Below are 16,400 nucleotides of genomic sequence, written 5' to 3'. Positions count from 1 at the left end.
TTGCGATGAACTAAGGGGATTTTCAGATTGAGGAGCGTTTTTCAAGTCTCTGCTTCCTTGCTTGTTGGAACAACTGAAAGCATTTTACCCTGGGTAGTTTCTTTGTTAGAAATCTCCTTAGATGAACAACTAAGACACTTCAGCCAATACAGGTTTTGCATTGACCTGATTCAGCAACTGATACAGAGTTTCCCCTTCAATCACCTCTGTTTCCAAGAGTTGCTGGGCGATCGTTTCCAGTAACTCCCGATTGGCCCGTAGGACATGCAACGCTTGTTCGTGCGCCGTTTCCACAATTTCCTGCACTTCCCGATCGATGGATTGAGCCGTTTCTTCACTCATGGGGCGGCGGGGATTGGGAGCACCGTTGTTGAGGAACATCGATTGTCCACCCTGTTGGTAGGCCAGGGGCCCCAGAACCTTGCTCATCCCGTAGCTAGTTACCATCCGTTCCGCCAAATCCGTAGCCCGTTGCAAGTCATTGGATGCGCCTGTGGTGATGTTGCCAAACACGATCTCCTCAGCCGATCGTCCGCCTAACAGCGTAGCGATTTCACCGCGTAACTCATCTTCATTCAACAGGAAGCGATCTTCCGTTGGCAGTTGTAATGTGTAACCTAGAGCCGCCATGCCTCGGGGCACGATCGAGATTTTTTCAACCTTGTTGCTTCCCGGCATGGCTGCACCGACGATTGCGTGCCCCACTTCGTGATATGCAACAATTTTCTTTTCCGTTTCGTTGAGAACACGGCTCTTCTTCTCGAGACCCGCTACGACTCGTTCGATCGCCTCTGCAAAGTCTTGGGTTTCCACCGTGGTTCGCTTGCTGCGAGCCGCTAGCAGGGCTGCCTCATTGACCAAGTTTGCCAAATCTGCCCCCGCAAATCCCGGTGTACGGGTTGCAATCATCTTCAGATCAACGTTTTCAGATAGTTTAACCTTCTGAGCGTGAATCTTAAGAATGGCTTCCCGACCCGCTAGATCGGGCCGATCAACTAACACTTGGCGATCGAAGCGACCGGGGCGTAGCAGGGCTTGATCCAACGTTTCTGGACGGTTGGTGGCAGCGAGCACAATCACCGTAGCATCTCCCGCTGCAAACCCATCCATTTCCGTCAGCAATTGGTTCAGCGTTTGTTCCCGTTCATCATTACCACCGTAGAAACCACCTGCACTGCGGGATTTCCCGATCGCATCCAACTCGTCGATAAAGATAATACAAGGTGCTTGTTTTTTCGCTTGTTCAAACAAGTCCCGTACCCGTGAGGAACCCACACCCACAAACATTTCCACAAATTCTGACCCGGAAATGCTAAAGAATGGAACCCCAGCTTCCCCAGCCACAGCCTTGGCTAGCAAGGTTTTCCCGGTTCCCGGAGGGCCAACGAGTAATACACCCTTGGGAATTCTGGCTCCAATTTCCGTGAAACGAGTCGGAGTCTTCAGAAAATCTACAATTTCAACCAGTTCGGTTTTGGCTTCTTCTACGCCAGCAACATCCGAAAAGGTAATTTTCTCCGATTCTCCTTCCACATAAATCTTGGCTTTGCTTTTCCCGATCGACAGAGCGCCTTGGGGTGCGCCACCGTTGTTACGATTGGCAAAGAACTGAAGAATTCCCACAAAAATTAACGGAGGAACAACCCAACTTAGAATTGTAAAGAACCAGTTATTTTTGGGGGCAGGAGTGGCAGCAAATTCCACCCCCTTAGACTCCAGAAGCTTGGGCAATTCTAGGTCAAAAATTGGCGTCGTTGCATAGACTGCACCCGGCTGTTCACCTTCGGCCTTCAGTTGGTAACGAATTTGATTTTGCCCAACGGAAACCTGCGAGACCTGCCCCTCTTCCACTTGGTGGATAAATAGGCTATAGGGAACGCCAGGGATACGGGGCCCCGATAAACTCGGTAACAGCACATTAACAAACAGAAATACAGCAGAAACCGCAACCACAATGTTGGCAATAATGCTGGCTCGTGAAGGGGATGGTCGTTCTTTAATCGGCATAAACAATCCTTAAAATTTAAACATCACACTTGGATTAAGAACACAACCTCACTTCAAGGCAGCAAACAGAAAGATTAACAGTGAGGTTAGCGTGTTCTTGGCAAAAAACTACACATTAGAGATGGCTAAGAAAACCAACAACACCGTGACCTGTCAGAATTTCAAGCACGATCGCGCTGACAAAGCCAATCATGGCTAAGCGTCCATTTAGTTTTTCAGCGTAGGGCGTGAAACCCGCTTGTGCGGTTTGATCAACGTAAATCGGTGGTTCGATCGCAAAAATATCGGTTCTACCTTGATCATCCACGACAACACTATTCGATACCATACTGTTAGAACTCATGTACTTTTCTCCTGGGTTCTCAGAACCCTTACTCATCTATGTAACTAAACTTAACAATTGCGTTACAAAATGTAAACAGTTCTTGATGGCGGCTTCCCGTACCTTCAGCAAAAACCCCTTTAGAGACTGGGTAAATCCCTAAAGGGGTAAGCTAGGTAGGATTTATTAGCGGTCAAAGGTTTGTTAAGAATTCCGTTGGATGATTGGCTCAATGAATTGATTACCGATCGTAACGGGATTTCTCAAACACATAGCTAGCAGGCTTGCCAGTAAGCTGATAGCGTTGCCTCAGCTTTACATATCAGCTGTATAGGCAAGATTTATAGGCAAGCTGTATGCCAAGTTTTACAGGCAAGCTGTATGCCAAGTTTTACAGGCAAGCTGTATACATGGGCTCTCTAGGTAAAGGCTCTCTAGGCAAAGGCTCTCTAGGCAGAGGCTCTCTAGGCAGAGGCTCTCTAGGCAGAGGGTGCAGACCATACCCCTTCTTCGTTTTCAACAAACTTCTGACGAATGACTTCCCAAGCCATCTGTTCCGCCATCGGCGACTCTTTACCAGCATCGATCGCAGAATTGTACTGCTCGATAAATAGGGTTTGTGCCTCAGGCGATAGATGGGAACGTACGTCCGGCGTCAAATCTTCAGGGCTGTTACAACGGCCAGGGCAGGGACGGGGCAAGACTTGATCGATCGTATGAACTTCCTTGCCACCTGCGCTTTCCATCAGCAGTTGGTATTCTCCTGTGCGGGACTCCGGCACCTCCGCCATCACCAGAAACTCACCTGCGGAAACGAGGGTTTGGTAAACAGCAGCCTTCTCTTCAGGCATACCCAGCGTGACCAACAGCGAGGCCAGACCTGCGCCTGCACTGCCTGCCAGTGCGCCGGATGCTGCACCAATCAGTGCCGCCCCGATCGGCCCTGCGGCCACCACGGGGCCGACAAAGGGAATAAACAGAACGCCCACTCCCGTTAGCAAACTGAGGACAGATCCAAAGAGTGAGCCAAAAATTGCGCCTTGCTTCAAACCACCTAAAATCACATCGCGCTTCGTAATAAATCCAGCCACTCGGGTCGTGGATTCAAAATTCCGCCCCATGACGGAGATGTCCTCTGCGGGAATACCCCGATCGATCAAGCGCTGAACCACTTCTTGAACCTTTGTTTGGTTCTCAAACACCGCTGAGATCATGCGATCGCGGGTCGAAGGCGTCATGGTAGCAGAGGTTGAATTCGTTGCAGTCATTGTCATGGTTAAGGCTCCTTATCAATCAATCTATACGCCGGTCGGGATGGCGACGGCATTCTTGCTGGGAATTTGACCGTTGGGTTTAACAGCTTCCCCTTCAATAAACGATCGCAGCATCCAAGCCATCGCTTCGTGCTCTTCCATTTTTCCCGTTAGAAAATCTGTGGTTCCTTCGTCATGGAAGTCATCGGAACATTGATCCACAGCAGTTCTTAAGTTACGAATAATCTGTTCGTGATCTGCTACTAAGCGAGCCACCATTTCAGTTGCGTTCAGGATATCGCCCGCATCTTCGGTAAGGGTCGTATATTGCAGAAATCCTGCCGCAGTGCCCACTGGGTATCCGCCCAGCATCCGTACCCGTTCAGCATATTCATCAATGCTTTCAGAAAGCATTTGATAGTGCTCTTCCCAAAGTTTATGTAACGTCAGGAACTGGGGGCCAACGACGTCCCAGTGATACTTTTTCGTTTTGATGAGAAGCAAATAGCCGTCAGAAAGGGCAACGTTGAGTAGTTTAATTACGCCTTCGCGTTCGCTATCAGTTAAACCAATATTGATTGCACGAAGTGCTGGTTTAGTAGCCATTGAAATTACCTCAATTTCGGTTAAGCAGTTTAATGGTTAGATTCGACGAAGATTCAAGTTGGGATGACTCTGCGTTAAATCCTTGTCAAATCTAACTCTATTCAATCTAAGTCACGTACTCAGCTTCACGATTACTTAGTAACTTTATCGATCGCTTTTTCTAGCTTGCGAGCGATGGCCGGACCGGGCTTAGAAGAATCGCTACGATACATCTTATCTGCATCAGCGGAACCTTGTACTTCATTCAGGCCACCTTTATTTCGAGCCTCAATTTCTTCCAAGTTCATGGGTGTAGATTTGGAAGCTACGTCTTCAGCAGCAGCCATGGATTCAGGCATTTGCGCGGTACCTTCCGTCGGATTGCTCGTTGGTGCTGCCAGAGAAGGACTCATCGACAAGCCCAAGAACAACATTGCAGAACAAACGAACATGGAGAACATTGCAAACAAAGAACGAAAAGACATGGGATTTCCTCCTAAGAAATTCTAAGTTGAGATGGATTAGTGAATCCAGTTAAAGATTAACGATGGCAATGCCAACTAATTGAAGTAGGATTGCTGTGAATTGCGATTCTAAATGAACCAATTGATGATTCAGCGTATATTTAGAACACAATTTAAAGGTACTTATTTACCGAACAAGCCTTTGACAGCGTCGATCGCGTTATTGGTTGCATCAGAAACGGCATCTTGGGCCTTGCCAATATCTTGTTCAGCTTTACCCTTGGCTTGCTTACCCAGCGCATCTGCTTTATCGCCTGTGCGTTGAGCGGCATCTTCTACCCGACCGATGTCATACTTAGCGCGGCCTTCCACCTGCTTAGCAACACCTTTGGCCTTGGCAGCCACGCTATCCTTAACACTTTCTGCCTTACCAGCAGCTTGCTCAATTGTGCCTTCTGCTTGGCGACCAATTCCGGTTACGGCGATGTGGGCAGGCTGGGTAACGGCGATCGGTGCAGCAAACGCAGGGGCAGCAGCACTAAAGCTCAAGCTGCTCACACAAGCTAGCGTCGTTAAAGAAAGTTGGATAGAACGAAAAGCTTTTTTTAGAATCGAAAATAGTTTCATGGGAATCTTCCTTGTATGGTTTCCGACGAGTCATTCAACCGAGTCATTTAACAGGTGTCTGCGTCGATGTCTGTAATGTACTGCGTCGATCGCTAGTTCTGAATCAACCTATAGTCCGAAGGTCTTTTCTGTGTAGCTTTGAGCTTGTCACTCTATCGGCGGAAAGTTGCTTTTTTTCTGCTCTCTCTAAAGTGTTACACCCTTGATTCAACAAGGCATTGAGCCACCAGCCCTAAAATGTCAGTCCTTGCAAGATTACGCGATTGAGCCTATGATGCAGAAAATTCTTGGAGAACATTTTAAAATAAAGTCTTTTGAATAAATTAACTCAGGCTGAATATTAGCTTTGGCTATGGGAACTGAGATTTCAGCTTTCTCATTTTCGATAAGTTCTTAATATTGCTAATTTTTACTGATGTTTTTTCTCAATCGGCATTTGCCATCAGTATTTGCCATCAGTATTTGCAATCAGCATTTGCAATCAGCATTTGGAGCTGAGCCGTCTCCCTCAATCCTCAGGACTGATTTTCATAGATCCACCCACAACAGATTGATCTACCTATGATTTCCATGCATCCTTCATCAACCCATTCTCCGAAAATTGCGATCGATCGCGCAGAACAACTCAAACGGGAAATTATCGACTTTATTTATGACACCGAAGGCGAAGGCGCGATCGCCCTGGAACGATACAGTGCTCGGCAACTCAAGCAACCTAATCCCGGTAATTGGCCCAATCGAGAACTGTTGCTAACTCGATTTATGGTAGAAGATCAGACCTTGGGCGAAACTCCGATCGAAACCTTTATCCAGCACCATCCAGAACTGTCTTCGGCGGAACAACAACTCCTTCGCAGTTGGCCCCAAGCGATCGTCAGCTTATTTGAAATTACCGCTGTTTTAGAAGATGGGTATTACCAGTTACAAAATTGGCTGACCCAGCGTTCCTACAGTGTTCACCTGGGGCATACATCACCGGAAATTCAAACCCGATTACAGCCCCAGGAAATTTGTTTAGTTCAGATTGCGCCCTTGGAAGGGGATCGCTGGATGGCATTGACTAAGCCGGTTTTACTAGGGCGGCTAGGTAAACCTAAGTTGGCCGTCGCGATCGGAAATTTTCGACAATGCTATCGACGGTATCTTTATAGCGATGCACCGGACTTGTTAGAAGAATCCTGGCGATCGGTCGAGCAGCAATACCATGCCAGTCAGGAATTCTTTGGATCTGCCATTGTGACCTTGCCAGGGCGACAACTCAATCAACGCCTAAAAACATTTCAAGATCATCTCTCCGATCAGCAACTTCAAAAAGCTCAAGTCAATGCAGATGAAATTTTAGAGGATGCTATCTCTGATGCAGAAGATACGCTAACGGAAACAGAAAATCAACAATTAAAAACAGCAAAGGCGAGCAAGATGGTGATTCCTCCCATGGAACTCCCGCCTAACCTCCAACAGGCAGAAGAAGTCACCATGCTGACCCATCCGCGCTGGGGTCAGTGCTTTCTAGCGTCCTATGCTTCCTTAGAACGGTATTTGGCATCTGGAAAAGGCTATTCGATCGAGCAAGCAACTCAGGCTTTGCGAAAGCTATTTCATGATCCGGGGGGTCCGGTCTTTATCTTTCACCATCTCGCTGAACAGTATCCCACAGCATTGGAGACCCTCGTTCAACAAACCCTAGCGCAACCCAATTTTACCCTTGCCCAACTAGATGATCAGCTTTATGCCATGGGCAAGTCCCTCGATCCGGAATTGCCCGATACCGCGAGTGTTCCATTACATTTACATGAATTGTTCCAAGAGGCATTTGTAGCCGTCAGTAAAGCCCAAGCCAAAAAGACCAAACCGTCTCAGGCAAAAGGGTTTAAGCGATCGTAATGCTTCCCCTACGGGCCAAGGTAGGGGTGGGAGCTTAGGGATTTGCAAAGAAATAATATCCCCTCTTCATTCCCCTACCCTCCTACCCTTTTACTCTCCTACCCCTACCCAATTGGGATTTTATTTATGCGCTGTTCCCTTAGCTCTTCGGCGGGAAGCCCCGCGCTCTTCCGAAGGGGAGCGTCGGGATGCTCTCCAGGGCGTTGACGAGTTGTGTGCTTAACTGACGCAAAACGTAGTTGAGCGAAGGCTTGGACAAGACGAGGAAACGCCAATCTGTTCCCAACGAAGCAAGAAAAACTGATAGACTACTCACGAGGTCGCTGACCTGCCTAGCTTCTCGAACAGATAGGTCACAGTAGCAGTCATATGCTTACCACCGCAAGATTGTCGCTTTTGAACCGTGGAGTTGGTGGGATATTACAACTTATCCCAAATTGATTAATCAATGCAACAGATCCGATCCCCCCTAGCCCCCCTTCAAAAGGGGGGAATTCAGGCAAATTCTTTCAAAGTCCCCCTTTTTAAGGGGGATTTAGGGGGATCGTTATGTGTTGCAATTACCAGTTGATTTGGTATTATCCCACAATTCTTTGATTCACAACCAAAAAAGCAAAGTTACGATCGGTGAGTTGATCCGTAACTTTGCTATCAATGCTAGAGGAGAGTCGAAACTACAAACTAGAAAGATTTAATCTGTTTATTTTGCTTCTTCTTCAGCGTTTTGAATGTCGCCAGGAACTTCGTAATACATTTCCGGCTCAATTGCATAGTTGTTAAGAAGACCTTCGTTATCTACCGTATAGCCTCCTTCTGGATTTTCATCAGGAACTTGCTTATAGTCTTCCTCTTCCCGTTCCTTACGAGCGGCTGTTTCAGCGGGAATAATACCACGATCGTAGGTATCTCGTTCAACACCAAGCTTATCCATAATTCATTAACTCCTTAAGTTCACTTACAAACGGTTTTCGTCTGTGGTTTCACTATAGCCTTCCTACCTTATAGTTCTGTCTCCCTAAAGTAGAAGACTCAAAAAATAATTTCTTATGGTGCTGATATATCGGAAATGGTTTACGGACGCTCGCTGATTCCACAGGGGTTTGAGAGGATAACGCTGTCTTCGATCGGTGCCTTCCCTACGCTATTCCTTTTGATTTCCAGGGATTCTCTAATCTGGGAGAGTAGTTTCCGAAGTAGGGACAGTATTCTGAATGTATCGAAAGCGAAACGGCGTTAAGTAACTCACTTAAATCTAGCAAAGTTCGCAATTCAGAAGATTCTTACAGACGTTAAAAGTTTAGTTCAATTAAAGGAGACAAAATTATGAATCTTATCGCATGGGTTATTCTGGGTCTGCTGGCTGGTGCAATTGCAAAGGCAATTTATCCCGGTACTCAAGGCGGTGGCATCCTAGCCACAATGATTCTGGGAATCGTGGGTGCTTTCCTAGGAGGAAGCCTCTATAGCCTACTGGCAACGGGAACCCTCCAATTAACTGCTGCATCTTTGAGTATTCCTGGTCTAGTGGTTGCAGTATTAGGTTCAATGGTGGCCATCTTCCTGTGGGGTCTTATGGCTCGTCACGCCTAACTGAGTTGTGCAAGCGTTGTTGAAAGTGGTTGACCTGACTGTTAAAACCTAGGAAAAACTGCTTTCAACACTCTTTACGCTCTGTTAATTGTATCGACTAATCCTAGAGTGGCCTAGGCGTCACCTAGAGATTGAATAATTCTGACACTACTCTAACTTTACTCTATATCTATTACCTAAGCGGAGGTAAATCATGTTCCAAGAGTGCTTTGATCTTTCCGTTGAGCAACAATTTAGTATTCGTTCGTTTGAAGTGAATAGCTACAATCTATCTGAAGAGCAAATGCGGGAACTCTTACTAGAAATTTCTCGCCAGCTCCTGATTAAAGACAACGTAATTCGACATCTGATCAAGAATGGCGTTTAGGTCTTGTTTACTGGAGTATAAGTTTCCCGGTATCACTATTTATTTCTGCTAATCCCCACGATCGTGGTCTTCATCCAACTCAATCGAATTCAATTGAATTTAATTGCTAAGAGTTGGGCCAATAATTATTCTTTTATTAACCCATTAAATTATTGCTACTTTTGCAGGTGCCTGATTATGGTTCCACCCCACTTTTCTCAAATGATTAATTTTCTAAAAAATGAAATGAGGCTCTCATCGGAAGCCATTCAATTGGGCCTTAAGCAATCCGGATCAGATTCCGCAATTCTCCCGATCGTTCTATGGCAATACGGCCTTGTTAACTTGGAGCAACTAGATAAAATCTATGATTGGTTTGAGGTCTATATCTATTGAATCAATCGCTGCTTAATCCAATCAGCTTACAGTGATTAGAGAACTAGAGTAATCGCATCTGATATACATCCGTTTTGAATTGATAAACTTTAGCCTCAGATCCAAATACGGATTGACTACATTAAGTGGTGTGTCAATCTAATTTTTGTATCTACTTCCTATGCTGATAGGACTCTAATGATTCTAATTAATCACTCTATTCTAATCAATTTATTTGTTAATCTAAAACCTAAGTAAATATACTTGGTCAAACTATATTCTAATCTATACAATTTACATTATCTAATCTATTTCTCATGTTCGATCGAATTTGTTAAAATAATCTTAGAAATTTCTAGAAATAAGGTTCCAGTGAACTTTTTTCTAAAAGCCCGTAGTTCCTACTTTCCCCTAACATTTTTCATTTTTTCAAAAACATGAAAGACTTGTTGCAAGAAAACTTACTTGATCAAGGTTCTAGTCATTGTCCTTGTTGCTCGGATACATTGTTACGACACGCTCGCGGAAATGAATTGTATTGGCTGTGTCGTCGTTGTCGTCAGGAAATGCCTAATCTCTTGCATGTTCGCATAACTCACTTTTCTCAAAATTCATTGTCGCAGACTCAGCATAATCGGTGGACGCACCCACGCACAGCCATGCATTACGCTAAACAGGCATCTCCTCAAACAATTCTTGACTTTTAGTTCTTGACTCGTAATTCTTGACTCGTAATTCTTGACTTGTAGTTCTTGACTGTTGATGAATGACTGTTGATGAATGACTCACATTCCCTACCCCTGTGGTAGGCAAGAAGATGTGGACGCAGTTAAATATTCTCTCGGTGGAAGTCGAAGAATGGGATGGTGAGGAGCCCGATGAGTGAAATTGGATCACGATGCAATGGTTTAAACGAAATTGTCTAGCAGCCTGCTGGACAATTGGTTGATGCTCTCTCAACGATCGCGGATTGATTTGGCTGTATGGGAATGGGTAGAATCGCTGCAGGGTCGATCGAGCCTTTCGTATTTGTACAGATTAATCAATTGACTACGATCGCAAATGGGAATTTATCATCCAAAGGAGTGCAAGTCCTGTAATGCCGCCTACGACGGCTCCCATCGCTGCACCAATGAATGCGATCGCCACTGAAGTTTGTAAACCAATCGTCAGATTACTCAATAGATACGCGATCGCCAATCCGAAAGCCCATGCGACCGCACTCGCAATCACCCACCATTGAGATCGGTTGGAAGTTTCTGATTGAATGACTAACCATTGGCAATAACCAACAATAACGCCTACGCCTGCACCCAGTAATAAAATTCCCCGCAGTAACGCGATCGAATTCAGGCTTCCCAAGATGCGACTGCCATACATGACGACCAATAGAAAGCTCATCGGCACGCCTAAGGCCCAAGCCAGTAGAGTTCCGATCGTGGTCGCAAAAATCCAGCGGACTGCATGACGGACATACCGCCGCAAAATCCACCACTGGGCGACTCCTAGAATGAGACCCTCTGCAATTCCGATCGAAAGTAAAAGTGTATTGGTTGCCGCATTATCGACCTGCCCAAGGTTCAGCGTTAAGGCCGCGATCGCGCCAATGCCCACAAGTTCAGCAACGATCGTCACACCAACCCAAGTTTCCCAGAGTTTTACTGCCTGTAAATGCTGTTTCCAGAATTGGCATCTTTTTCCCATGGCAGCCTCACGTATAGCGTCCCCATCATCTTGCTGTTCTTTATGATGATGTCACGGCCATTGTCATGGCTGCTCCAGATTCTGTTCTAGCTTTCGTTTCAGGGGAATCTGCTGACATGTCGGTGAAAGAATGTTGTACGACTAGTACAGAGCAGGGGGCGTGGTGCAACACATAATTACTCGTACTGCCTAAAAAGAGTTCATTCAACCCAGAGTGGCCTCGCCGCCCAAGGACAATTAAGTCCACGTTGAGTTCCTGGGCAGTCGCACAAATCGTTCGGCCTGGATTGCCAGGGATTTGCAGAAACTCGGCTGTAATCCCAGCTGCATTGGCTTCTTCCACTAAGCTGGTCAAAAATTCTTCCCCTTTTTTGGTGTAGATTTCCCACAGTTCTTCATACACTTCCGTCACGGTACGATCGAACCCCATGGGATAGAGGTTGGTATTTAACGTGGGTAAATGGGGACAGGCCGGATCGTCGGGTGAAGGAACCGATAACAAAATCAGTTTCCCAGATAGCGCTTTTGCTAGCGTTAGAGCTGCTTCAAAGACTGACTGATGAGATGAAGACCGATCGATCGCCACCAATACCTTATCAAACATGCTGTGAGCCTCCTCTCTAAGCCTATGCGACGCTAACTTCTATTGAGTGGATGATGTAGATATAGGCCAATAACATGAGGAACTTGTGAGGATTGCATCCCCAATGTCTTCAACAACAAAAAACTGAACCAACTCTCTCCTACCTCAAACGATAGGTGCTAGGGAGATGGGTGACAGCGTGATGGGTCGCAGTGTAGGTGGTATCCGGATCAGTGGTGAGGCTTATCGCGCTGAAGGATAGATGACAAATCGGTATTGGGGGAGTCGTTGAATATGGTGCGTGTGCTCCAATTGATTGAGCAATCGAGTAACTGTTACCCGTGTTGTACCTGCCAGATCAGCAAGATGTTGATGGGTGAGCCGAATATCAATCATTCTGGCTCCCTCGCCCCAGTCTCGTCCAAAGCGATCGGCTAACCAATCTAGGAGCTTGAGAAGACGCTGTTGGGTGTGTCTGACCAGAATGATGTTGAGCAGGGCTTCGGTTTGTTGTTGTTGGTGAATTAATGTCTCTGCAAAGTCGTTCAAATGGGTTAGTGGCTCAATTTTGACGGGAGATAAACATTCCATCTGATAGGGGGACAGGGTGCTTAATCCTGCCCCAACAATGTCACCCGCACCCCAAATTCCGACGGTTTTTAATGCCCCTTCGATATCCCAGGTATTGGTTCGTACAACGCCTTGACGAATTTTCCAATATACTTGGGGGTGTTCTGGTAGCAAATTGCCCCTCTGGAACGTGTCATAGTCAGTGGTTAATTTGGGGCAAGAACCCAATGAAAGCTTAGGATAGGTGGGTACGATCGCTGAGGCTGAGTCTAGCCTTGAATCATTGAAATGCTGCTGTTGGATCAAGGATGGTAAAACTAAGGTTGCAACGCTCATGGTAATGTCCTAGTGAATGTTAATAACTTGTGGACTTCAATAACTAGTGAACGTAAATAACTAGCAAATGTGAATAACTAGCAAATGTGAATCGATTACCCCTTAATTTTTTCTAGGCGTAGATAAGATGACGATCGTGATTGCGAATTTCCCGTTTCTGGACTTGCTTCCAAAACTTTTGCAGTTGTTGGCTGACTAATTCCGGTTCACTGTAGTGGAAAAAGTGATGTCCTGTGGGACAGGTCCAAAAGGTATCTCCCGGCTTGAACCACTTGATCCAACGTTGCATGAGGGGATGGGAAACGGCGCTATCGGTTTGGCTATTGCAAACCAGCAAAGGCACTTCAACTGCTCCTTCGGGTAAGGTTGTCACTTTATAGAGAGAATGGGGTGAAGGGGCAAAGTCTAAATCCTTGGCGAGGGCTTGGATGAGGGGCGTGATGGGATAGGGAGCCGCTGGGCCAAAGAGATTGCGGGCTACTTGTGCTAGAACTTGCGCTTGGCTACAGGGCAGTAGGTGCCGTTGGACGTAATAATGGCTGTGCCAAGTAATCGCGGGTTGGGGAGCCACGGCCAAGAGACTGAGCGATCGCACCCGATCGGGAAACTGCCGTGCATAACTCAGGGCAACGACCCCTCCCAATCCGTGACCTATCAAGTGAATAGGCTGGGAACGAGATTTTAAATAATCATGGAGTAACACGATTGCAGTGTCGATCGAAGATACTTCGTCATACTGAGTGTGATATTCCCAATAGGCGATCGTGGAATGCTGCATCAATTGCTGAATCAGTGGTCGATCGAAGCGTTTTAAACTGGGACTCACATTCACCCAGAGGACTTCTACATTCTCTTGAGACATCACTACTTTTGCCATGGTTATTTGAGGGGTTGCTGCACGATGGTGGATGATATTTGGTTGATAGAAATCAGGAGGACAGAAGTAAAAAAGGCTAGAAAAATCAGACGATTAATGATTTTTCTAGCTGGATGGATGTTTGTGAGGTTGTCTAGGAAGCTGGCTCGGAATCAAGCTGTCTAGGATATTTATCTCCAGGCAGTAATTCCTCTAGAGACTTGAGCTTCAAGGCTACAGGCCGAACTCTTGGCGAACTTGAGCTACCCAGGTTTGGATGCGATCGCCCGTTAATTCTGGCTGATTATCTTCATCGATCGCTAATCCAACAAAGCGATCGCCCCGTAATGCTTTGGATTCGTCAAATTCATAATTGGTATTGGGCCAATATCCGACTGTTGTGCCGCCGAGGGCAGAAATTTTTTCCTCTAAAATGCCCATGGCATCTTGGAAGTTGTCAGAGTAACCGACTTGGTCGCCTGTGCCAAAGTACGCTACTTTCTTGCCTGAAAAGTCAATGTCATCCAAGTCAGACTCATAAAATCCCTCCCAATCACTCTGTAATTCCCCAATATTCCAAGTTGGACATCCAATAATCAAAAATGAGTACCCTTCAAAATCATTGGCGTCTGCGCTGGCAATGTCATGGAGAGCGACTAAGTCACCGCCAAATTCGCTGGCAATCATTTCTGCAACGGTTTCGGTTTTGCCAGTTTGGGTGCCAAAAAATAGACCAATTTTTGCCATTCTATCCTCTTCAAGTCCTGAATCTCTTACCGAAACCTCGGTTTGGATGTGTTACTACGCAAGAAAGAAAGTCTACGGCGAACAGTTGCCGACTTGCCGTAGACCCCCGTCCATCTAGAGAGAAGAGCTGTCTCAAAGATCAGGGAACTGCCTGTCTCAGGAGGGGTTGGTCTGTATCAGACTGCTACAGGCAGAAAATCGAATCGATCGCAAATCTTGCCTTCCGACCCAACTCATAACCACAGGGGCTCCTAACATCTGGTAATAGCTCTCGACTAAAGGTTAGCTTATTCGAAAATTTATTGAGAGTCAATATCAATAATGAGAAATTATTGGCAACAAGGTTTGTATCTGTTGTTCGATCGGTTGGTCTTTGAAATACTGCAAAGTCGCTTTTTTAGCTGTTTTTGCAGACTCCTGATCTAGAATTTTGCGCAATTGTTTACGAAACTTAACTTGATCTTTTTGAGAACTACTGTAATTTAGGAATCACGGTCTTATTGAATAAGACTTGCAATAGATAGATTTTGCTTTTTAACTGATTATTCGATCGCCCAAAGAAGGAGGGCTGAATGCAAAGTTATGGAAATTCCACCGTCAAATATGACTGGTGGGCAGGTAATGCGCGATTTGCAGAGAAATCCGGATTATTTGTGGCAGCCCATGTGGGACAGGCCGCATTAACGACCCTCTGGGCAGGAGCCTTTACCCTGTATGAGTTGTCTTGGTTTGATCCCAATATTCCCTTGGGCGAACAGGGCTTAATTCTGCTGCCCCATTTGGCCAGCCTAGGCTTAGGGGTTGGTGATGGTGGCAAAATTGTTGATCTCTATCCCTACTTCGTTGTTGGTGCGATTCACCTGATTTCTTCTGCGGTGCTGGGTGCGGGTGCCCTGTTCCATACTTTTAAGGCTCCCGCGAATTTGAAAGATGCGGAAGGCCGAGCCAAAAAGTTTCATTTTGATTGGGAAGATCCCAAGCAGTTGGGCTTAATTCTGGGCCACCACTTGTTGTTCCTGGGTGCGGGGGCGCTGCTGTTTGCTTGGTATGCCATGAATGTGGGACTGTATGACACAGCAACCCAAACGGTGCGATCGGTGACGGCTCCGACCCTCGATCCGCTGACCATTTTTGGATATCAAACCCATTTTGCAACGGTGGATAACCTGGAAGATATCGTCGGTGGTCACATTTTTGTCGGCTTGATGCTAGTCGGTGGCGGCATTTGGCATATTCTGGTACCGCCCTTGGCCTGGGCGAAAAAAGTGCTGCTCTTTTCTGGGGAGGCGATCTTGTCCTATTCCTTGGGGGGCATTGCTTTGGCGGGATTTGTCGCAGCTTATTTTTGCGCAGTGAATACCACGGCCTATCCTGTGGAATTTTACGGGCCTGTCCTGAATGTGAAGTTTGGGGTTGCACCTTATTTTGCAGATTCCATTGTGCTGCCGTTGGGTAAACATACTGCACGAGCTTGGTTGGCGAATACCCACTTCTTCTTAGCGTTCTTTTTCCTGCAAGGTCACCTGTGGCATGCCTTACGGGCAATGGGCTTTGACTTCCGTCGGGTGGAACGAGCGCTTAGTGCAGTGGAAGGTTAAGGTGTCGTTAGTCAGTGAACACGGTCTACATTAGGGTTCGATCGATGGAAGATTGCAATTAATTCTGTTGATCTTGAGCAAGCTAGAGTTCTGAAAAGCTAGGTTCAGAGTGGGAGATAGCCTTCGATCGTAGATGACCTCAGAATTCATACGTAGGATACATCTCCCGCTCTTTTTTATTCATTTTAGGTTGTATCAACTGTTTGTATTAGCCATCGATCGTGCGTCGATCTCGCCCCGAAGGGAACAGCGTATAAATAAAATCCTAATTGGGTAGGGTGTAGGAGAGTAAAAGGGTAGGAGGGTGGGGGGATGAAGAGGGGATATTCTTTCTTGGCAAATCCCTAAGGCTCCAATGCTAAAAAGCTTGATTGCAGCCTAGGAGAGGCTTAACGATGACGCAACCGCTATAGATTAGCGGTTGCCAATGAGTTTAGGACCTGCTTGACTGACAAAACTAGAAAGCCGGAATGTGCTTGAGGACAGTGAATTCACGCTGCAAGGATTGTTCCGATTGACGGTATGAAGCCATAGTGGGTTCAGGGTCTGGAGC

General features: G+C 46.3%; 17 protein-coding genes. 5 read left to right on the top strand and 12 right to left on the bottom strand.

The genetic code is table 11. The features are described from left to right. Nucleotides 1-129: 129 nt before the first annotated feature. From ftsH4 to ACN4EG_RS24565, 6 genes are all read right to left on the bottom strand, one after another. On the bottom strand, nucleotides 130-2,007 hold the full coding sequence (gene ftsH4, locus ACN4EG_RS24590; RefSeq protein ID WP_431632919.1) for an ATP-dependent zinc metalloprotease FtsH4: 1,878 nt from the start codon (nucleotides 2,005-2,007) through the stop codon (nucleotides 130-132). A gap of 115 nt (nucleotides 2,008-2,122) precedes the next feature. After that, nucleotides 2,123-2,350, bottom strand: a complete 228-nt coding sequence (locus ACN4EG_RS24585; protein WP_431632918.1) for a chlorophyll a/b-binding protein — start codon at nucleotides 2,348-2,350, stop codon at nucleotides 2,123-2,125. Nucleotides 2,351-2,808: 458 nt separating this feature from the next. Then, the gene (locus ACN4EG_RS24580; protein ID WP_431632917.1) at nucleotides 2,809-3,603 is read right to left on the bottom strand and encodes a ChaB family protein; all 795 of its coding nucleotides are present in this window, start codon (nucleotides 3,601-3,603) and stop codon (nucleotides 2,809-2,811) included. A gap of 24 nt (nucleotides 3,604-3,627) precedes the next feature. Beyond that, entirely contained in the window at nucleotides 3,628-4,188 is a 561-nt protein-coding gene (locus ACN4EG_RS24575) for a Dps family protein (RefSeq protein ID WP_431632916.1), read from the bottom strand. A gap of 131 nt (nucleotides 4,189-4,319) precedes the next feature. Next, nucleotides 4,320-4,652 (bottom strand): hypothetical protein, encoded by a 333-nt coding sequence (locus ACN4EG_RS24570; RefSeq protein ID WP_431632915.1) that lies wholly within the window; start codon nucleotides 4,650-4,652, stop codon nucleotides 4,320-4,322. A gap of 162 nt (nucleotides 4,653-4,814) precedes the next feature. Continuing rightward, entirely contained in the window at nucleotides 4,815-5,258 is a 444-nt protein-coding gene (locus ACN4EG_RS24565) for a CsbD family protein (protein ID WP_431632914.1), read from the bottom strand. 570 nt (nucleotides 5,259-5,828) lie between these two features. Between ACN4EG_RS24565 and ACN4EG_RS24560 the strand changes: the two genes are divergently transcribed. After that, nucleotides 5,829-7,142, top strand: coding sequence for a hypothetical protein (locus tag ACN4EG_RS24560; protein WP_431632913.1), 1,314 nt, complete (start codon nucleotides 5,829-5,831; stop codon nucleotides 7,140-7,142). A gap of 700 nt (nucleotides 7,143-7,842) precedes the next feature. On the opposite strand, the gene ACN4EG_RS24555 is transcribed toward ACN4EG_RS24560, so the two are convergent. Beyond that, on the bottom strand, nucleotides 7,843-8,073 hold the full coding sequence (locus tag ACN4EG_RS24555; RefSeq protein ID WP_431632912.1) for a hypothetical protein: 231 nt from the start codon (nucleotides 8,071-8,073) through the stop codon (nucleotides 7,843-7,845). A 392-nt stretch (nucleotides 8,074-8,465) separates the two neighbouring features. Here ACN4EG_RS24555 and ACN4EG_RS24550 point away from each other — a divergent pair, with 392 nt between their 5' ends. From ACN4EG_RS24550 to ACN4EG_RS24540, 3 genes are all read left to right on the top strand, one after another. Then, nucleotides 8,466-8,732: a GlsB/YeaQ/YmgE family stress response membrane protein gene (locus ACN4EG_RS24550; protein ID WP_431632911.1), complete on the top strand. Its 267-nt coding sequence runs from the start codon at nucleotides 8,466-8,468 to the stop codon at nucleotides 8,730-8,732. 193 nt (nucleotides 8,733-8,925) lie between these two features. After that, nucleotides 8,926-9,099, top strand: coding sequence for an NblA/ycf18 family protein (locus ACN4EG_RS24545; RefSeq protein ID WP_431632910.1), 174 nt, complete (start codon nucleotides 8,926-8,928; stop codon nucleotides 9,097-9,099). 177 nt (nucleotides 9,100-9,276) lie between these two features. Then, entirely contained in the window at nucleotides 9,277-9,474 is a 198-nt protein-coding gene (locus ACN4EG_RS24540) for a DUF2949 domain-containing protein (protein ID WP_431632909.1), read from the top strand. A gap of 1,029 nt (nucleotides 9,475-10,503) precedes the next feature. Here ACN4EG_RS24540 and ACN4EG_RS24535 read toward each other — a convergent pair. From ACN4EG_RS24535 to fldA, 5 genes are all read right to left on the bottom strand, one after another. Next, the gene (locus ACN4EG_RS24535; protein ID WP_431632908.1) at nucleotides 10,504-11,157 is read right to left on the bottom strand and encodes a hypothetical protein; all 654 of its coding nucleotides are present in this window, start codon (nucleotides 11,155-11,157) and stop codon (nucleotides 10,504-10,506) included. Between the two features lie 40 nt (nucleotides 11,158-11,197). Then, nucleotides 11,198-11,761 carry a universal stress protein gene (locus ACN4EG_RS24530; RefSeq protein ID WP_431632907.1) on the bottom strand — a complete coding sequence of 188 codons (564 nt, stop codon included), beginning with the start codon at nucleotides 11,759-11,761 and terminating at the stop codon, nucleotides 11,198-11,200. A 222-nt stretch (nucleotides 11,762-11,983) separates the two neighbouring features. Beyond that, nucleotides 11,984-12,646, bottom strand: coding sequence for a Crp/Fnr family transcriptional regulator (locus tag ACN4EG_RS24525; RefSeq protein ID WP_431632906.1), 663 nt, complete (start codon nucleotides 12,644-12,646; stop codon nucleotides 11,984-11,986). Between the two features lie 112 nt (nucleotides 12,647-12,758). Beyond that, on the bottom strand, nucleotides 12,759-13,523 hold the full coding sequence (locus tag ACN4EG_RS24520; RefSeq protein ID WP_431632905.1) for an alpha/beta fold hydrolase: 765 nt from the start codon (nucleotides 13,521-13,523) through the stop codon (nucleotides 12,759-12,761). A 213-nt stretch (nucleotides 13,524-13,736) separates the two neighbouring features. Then, the gene (gene fldA, locus ACN4EG_RS24515) at nucleotides 13,737-14,249 is read right to left on the bottom strand and encodes a flavodoxin FldA (RefSeq protein WP_431632903.1); all 513 of its coding nucleotides are present in this window, start codon (nucleotides 14,247-14,249) and stop codon (nucleotides 13,737-13,739) included. 572 nt (nucleotides 14,250-14,821) lie between these two features. Between fldA and ACN4EG_RS24510 the strand changes: the two genes are divergently transcribed. Beyond that, the gene (locus tag ACN4EG_RS24510; protein ID WP_431632902.1) at nucleotides 14,822-15,847 is read left to right on the top strand and encodes a chlorophyll a/b binding light-harvesting protein; all 1,026 of its coding nucleotides are present in this window, start codon (nucleotides 14,822-14,824) and stop codon (nucleotides 15,845-15,847) included. Nucleotides 15,848-16,400 lie beyond the last annotated feature (553 nt).

The sequence above is a fragment of the Alkalinema pantanalense CENA528 genome, from assembly GCF_050753345.1.
Classification (GTDB): domain Bacteria; phylum Cyanobacteriota; class Cyanobacteriia; order Leptolyngbyales; family Leptolyngbyaceae; genus Alkalinema; species Alkalinema pantanalense.
The sequence above is the reverse complement of the archived record's forward strand: the minus strand, read 5'-3'. Positions and strand labels throughout refer to the sequence as shown.

Bases quoted from the DNA above. Each gene is read 5' to 3' on its own strand.
- fldA (WP_431632903.1), bottom strand. From the start codon at position 14,249: ATGGCAAAAATTGGTCTATTTTTTGGCACCCAAACTGGCAAAACCGAA.
- ACN4EG_RS24550 (WP_431632911.1), top strand. From the start codon at position 8,466: ATGAATCTTATCGCATGGGTTATTCTGGGTCTGCTGGCTGGTGCAATT.
- ACN4EG_RS24580 (WP_431632917.1), bottom strand. From the start codon at position 3,603: ATGACAATGACTGCAACGAATTCAACCTCTGCTACCATGACGCCTTCG.
- ACN4EG_RS24570 (WP_431632915.1), bottom strand. From the start codon at position 4,652: ATGTCTTTTCGTTCTTTGTTTGCAATGTTCTCCATGTTCGTTTGTTCT.
- ACN4EG_RS24525 (WP_431632906.1), bottom strand. From the start codon at position 12,646: ATGAGCGTTGCAACCTTAGTTTTACCATCCTTGATCCAACAGCAGCAT.
- ACN4EG_RS24575 (WP_431632916.1), bottom strand. From the start codon at position 4,188: ATGGCTACTAAACCAGCACTTCGTGCAATCAATATTGGTTTAACTGAT.
- ACN4EG_RS24585 (WP_431632918.1), bottom strand. From the start codon at position 2,350: ATGAGTTCTAACAGTATGGTATCGAATAGTGTTGTCGTGGATGATCAA.
- ftsH4 (WP_431632919.1), bottom strand. From the start codon at position 2,007: ATGCCGATTAAAGAACGACCATCCCCTTCACGAGCCAGCATTATTGCC.
- ACN4EG_RS24540 (WP_431632909.1), top strand. From the start codon at position 9,277: ATGGTTCCACCCCACTTTTCTCAAATGATTAATTTTCTAAAAAATGAA.
- ACN4EG_RS24555 (WP_431632912.1), bottom strand. From the start codon at position 8,073: ATGGATAAGCTTGGTGTTGAACGAGATACCTACGATCGTGGTATTATT.
- ACN4EG_RS24520 (WP_431632905.1), bottom strand. From the start codon at position 13,523: ATGGCAAAAGTAGTGATGTCTCAAGAGAATGTAGAAGTCCTCTGGGTG.
- ACN4EG_RS24530 (WP_431632907.1), bottom strand. From the start codon at position 11,761: ATGTTTGATAAGGTATTGGTGGCGATCGATCGGTCTTCATCTCATCAG.
- ACN4EG_RS24510 (WP_431632902.1), top strand. From the start codon at position 14,822: ATGCAAAGTTATGGAAATTCCACCGTCAAATATGACTGGTGGGCAGGT.
- ACN4EG_RS24565 (WP_431632914.1), bottom strand. From the start codon at position 5,258: ATGAAACTATTTTCGATTCTAAAAAAAGCTTTTCGTTCTATCCAACTT.
- ACN4EG_RS24545 (WP_431632910.1), top strand. From the start codon at position 8,926: ATGTTCCAAGAGTGCTTTGATCTTTCCGTTGAGCAACAATTTAGTATT.
- ACN4EG_RS24535 (WP_431632908.1), bottom strand. From the start codon at position 11,157: ATGGGAAAAAGATGCCAATTCTGGAAACAGCATTTACAGGCAGTAAAA.
- ACN4EG_RS24560 (WP_431632913.1), top strand. From the start codon at position 5,829: ATGCATCCTTCATCAACCCATTCTCCGAAAATTGCGATCGATCGCGCA.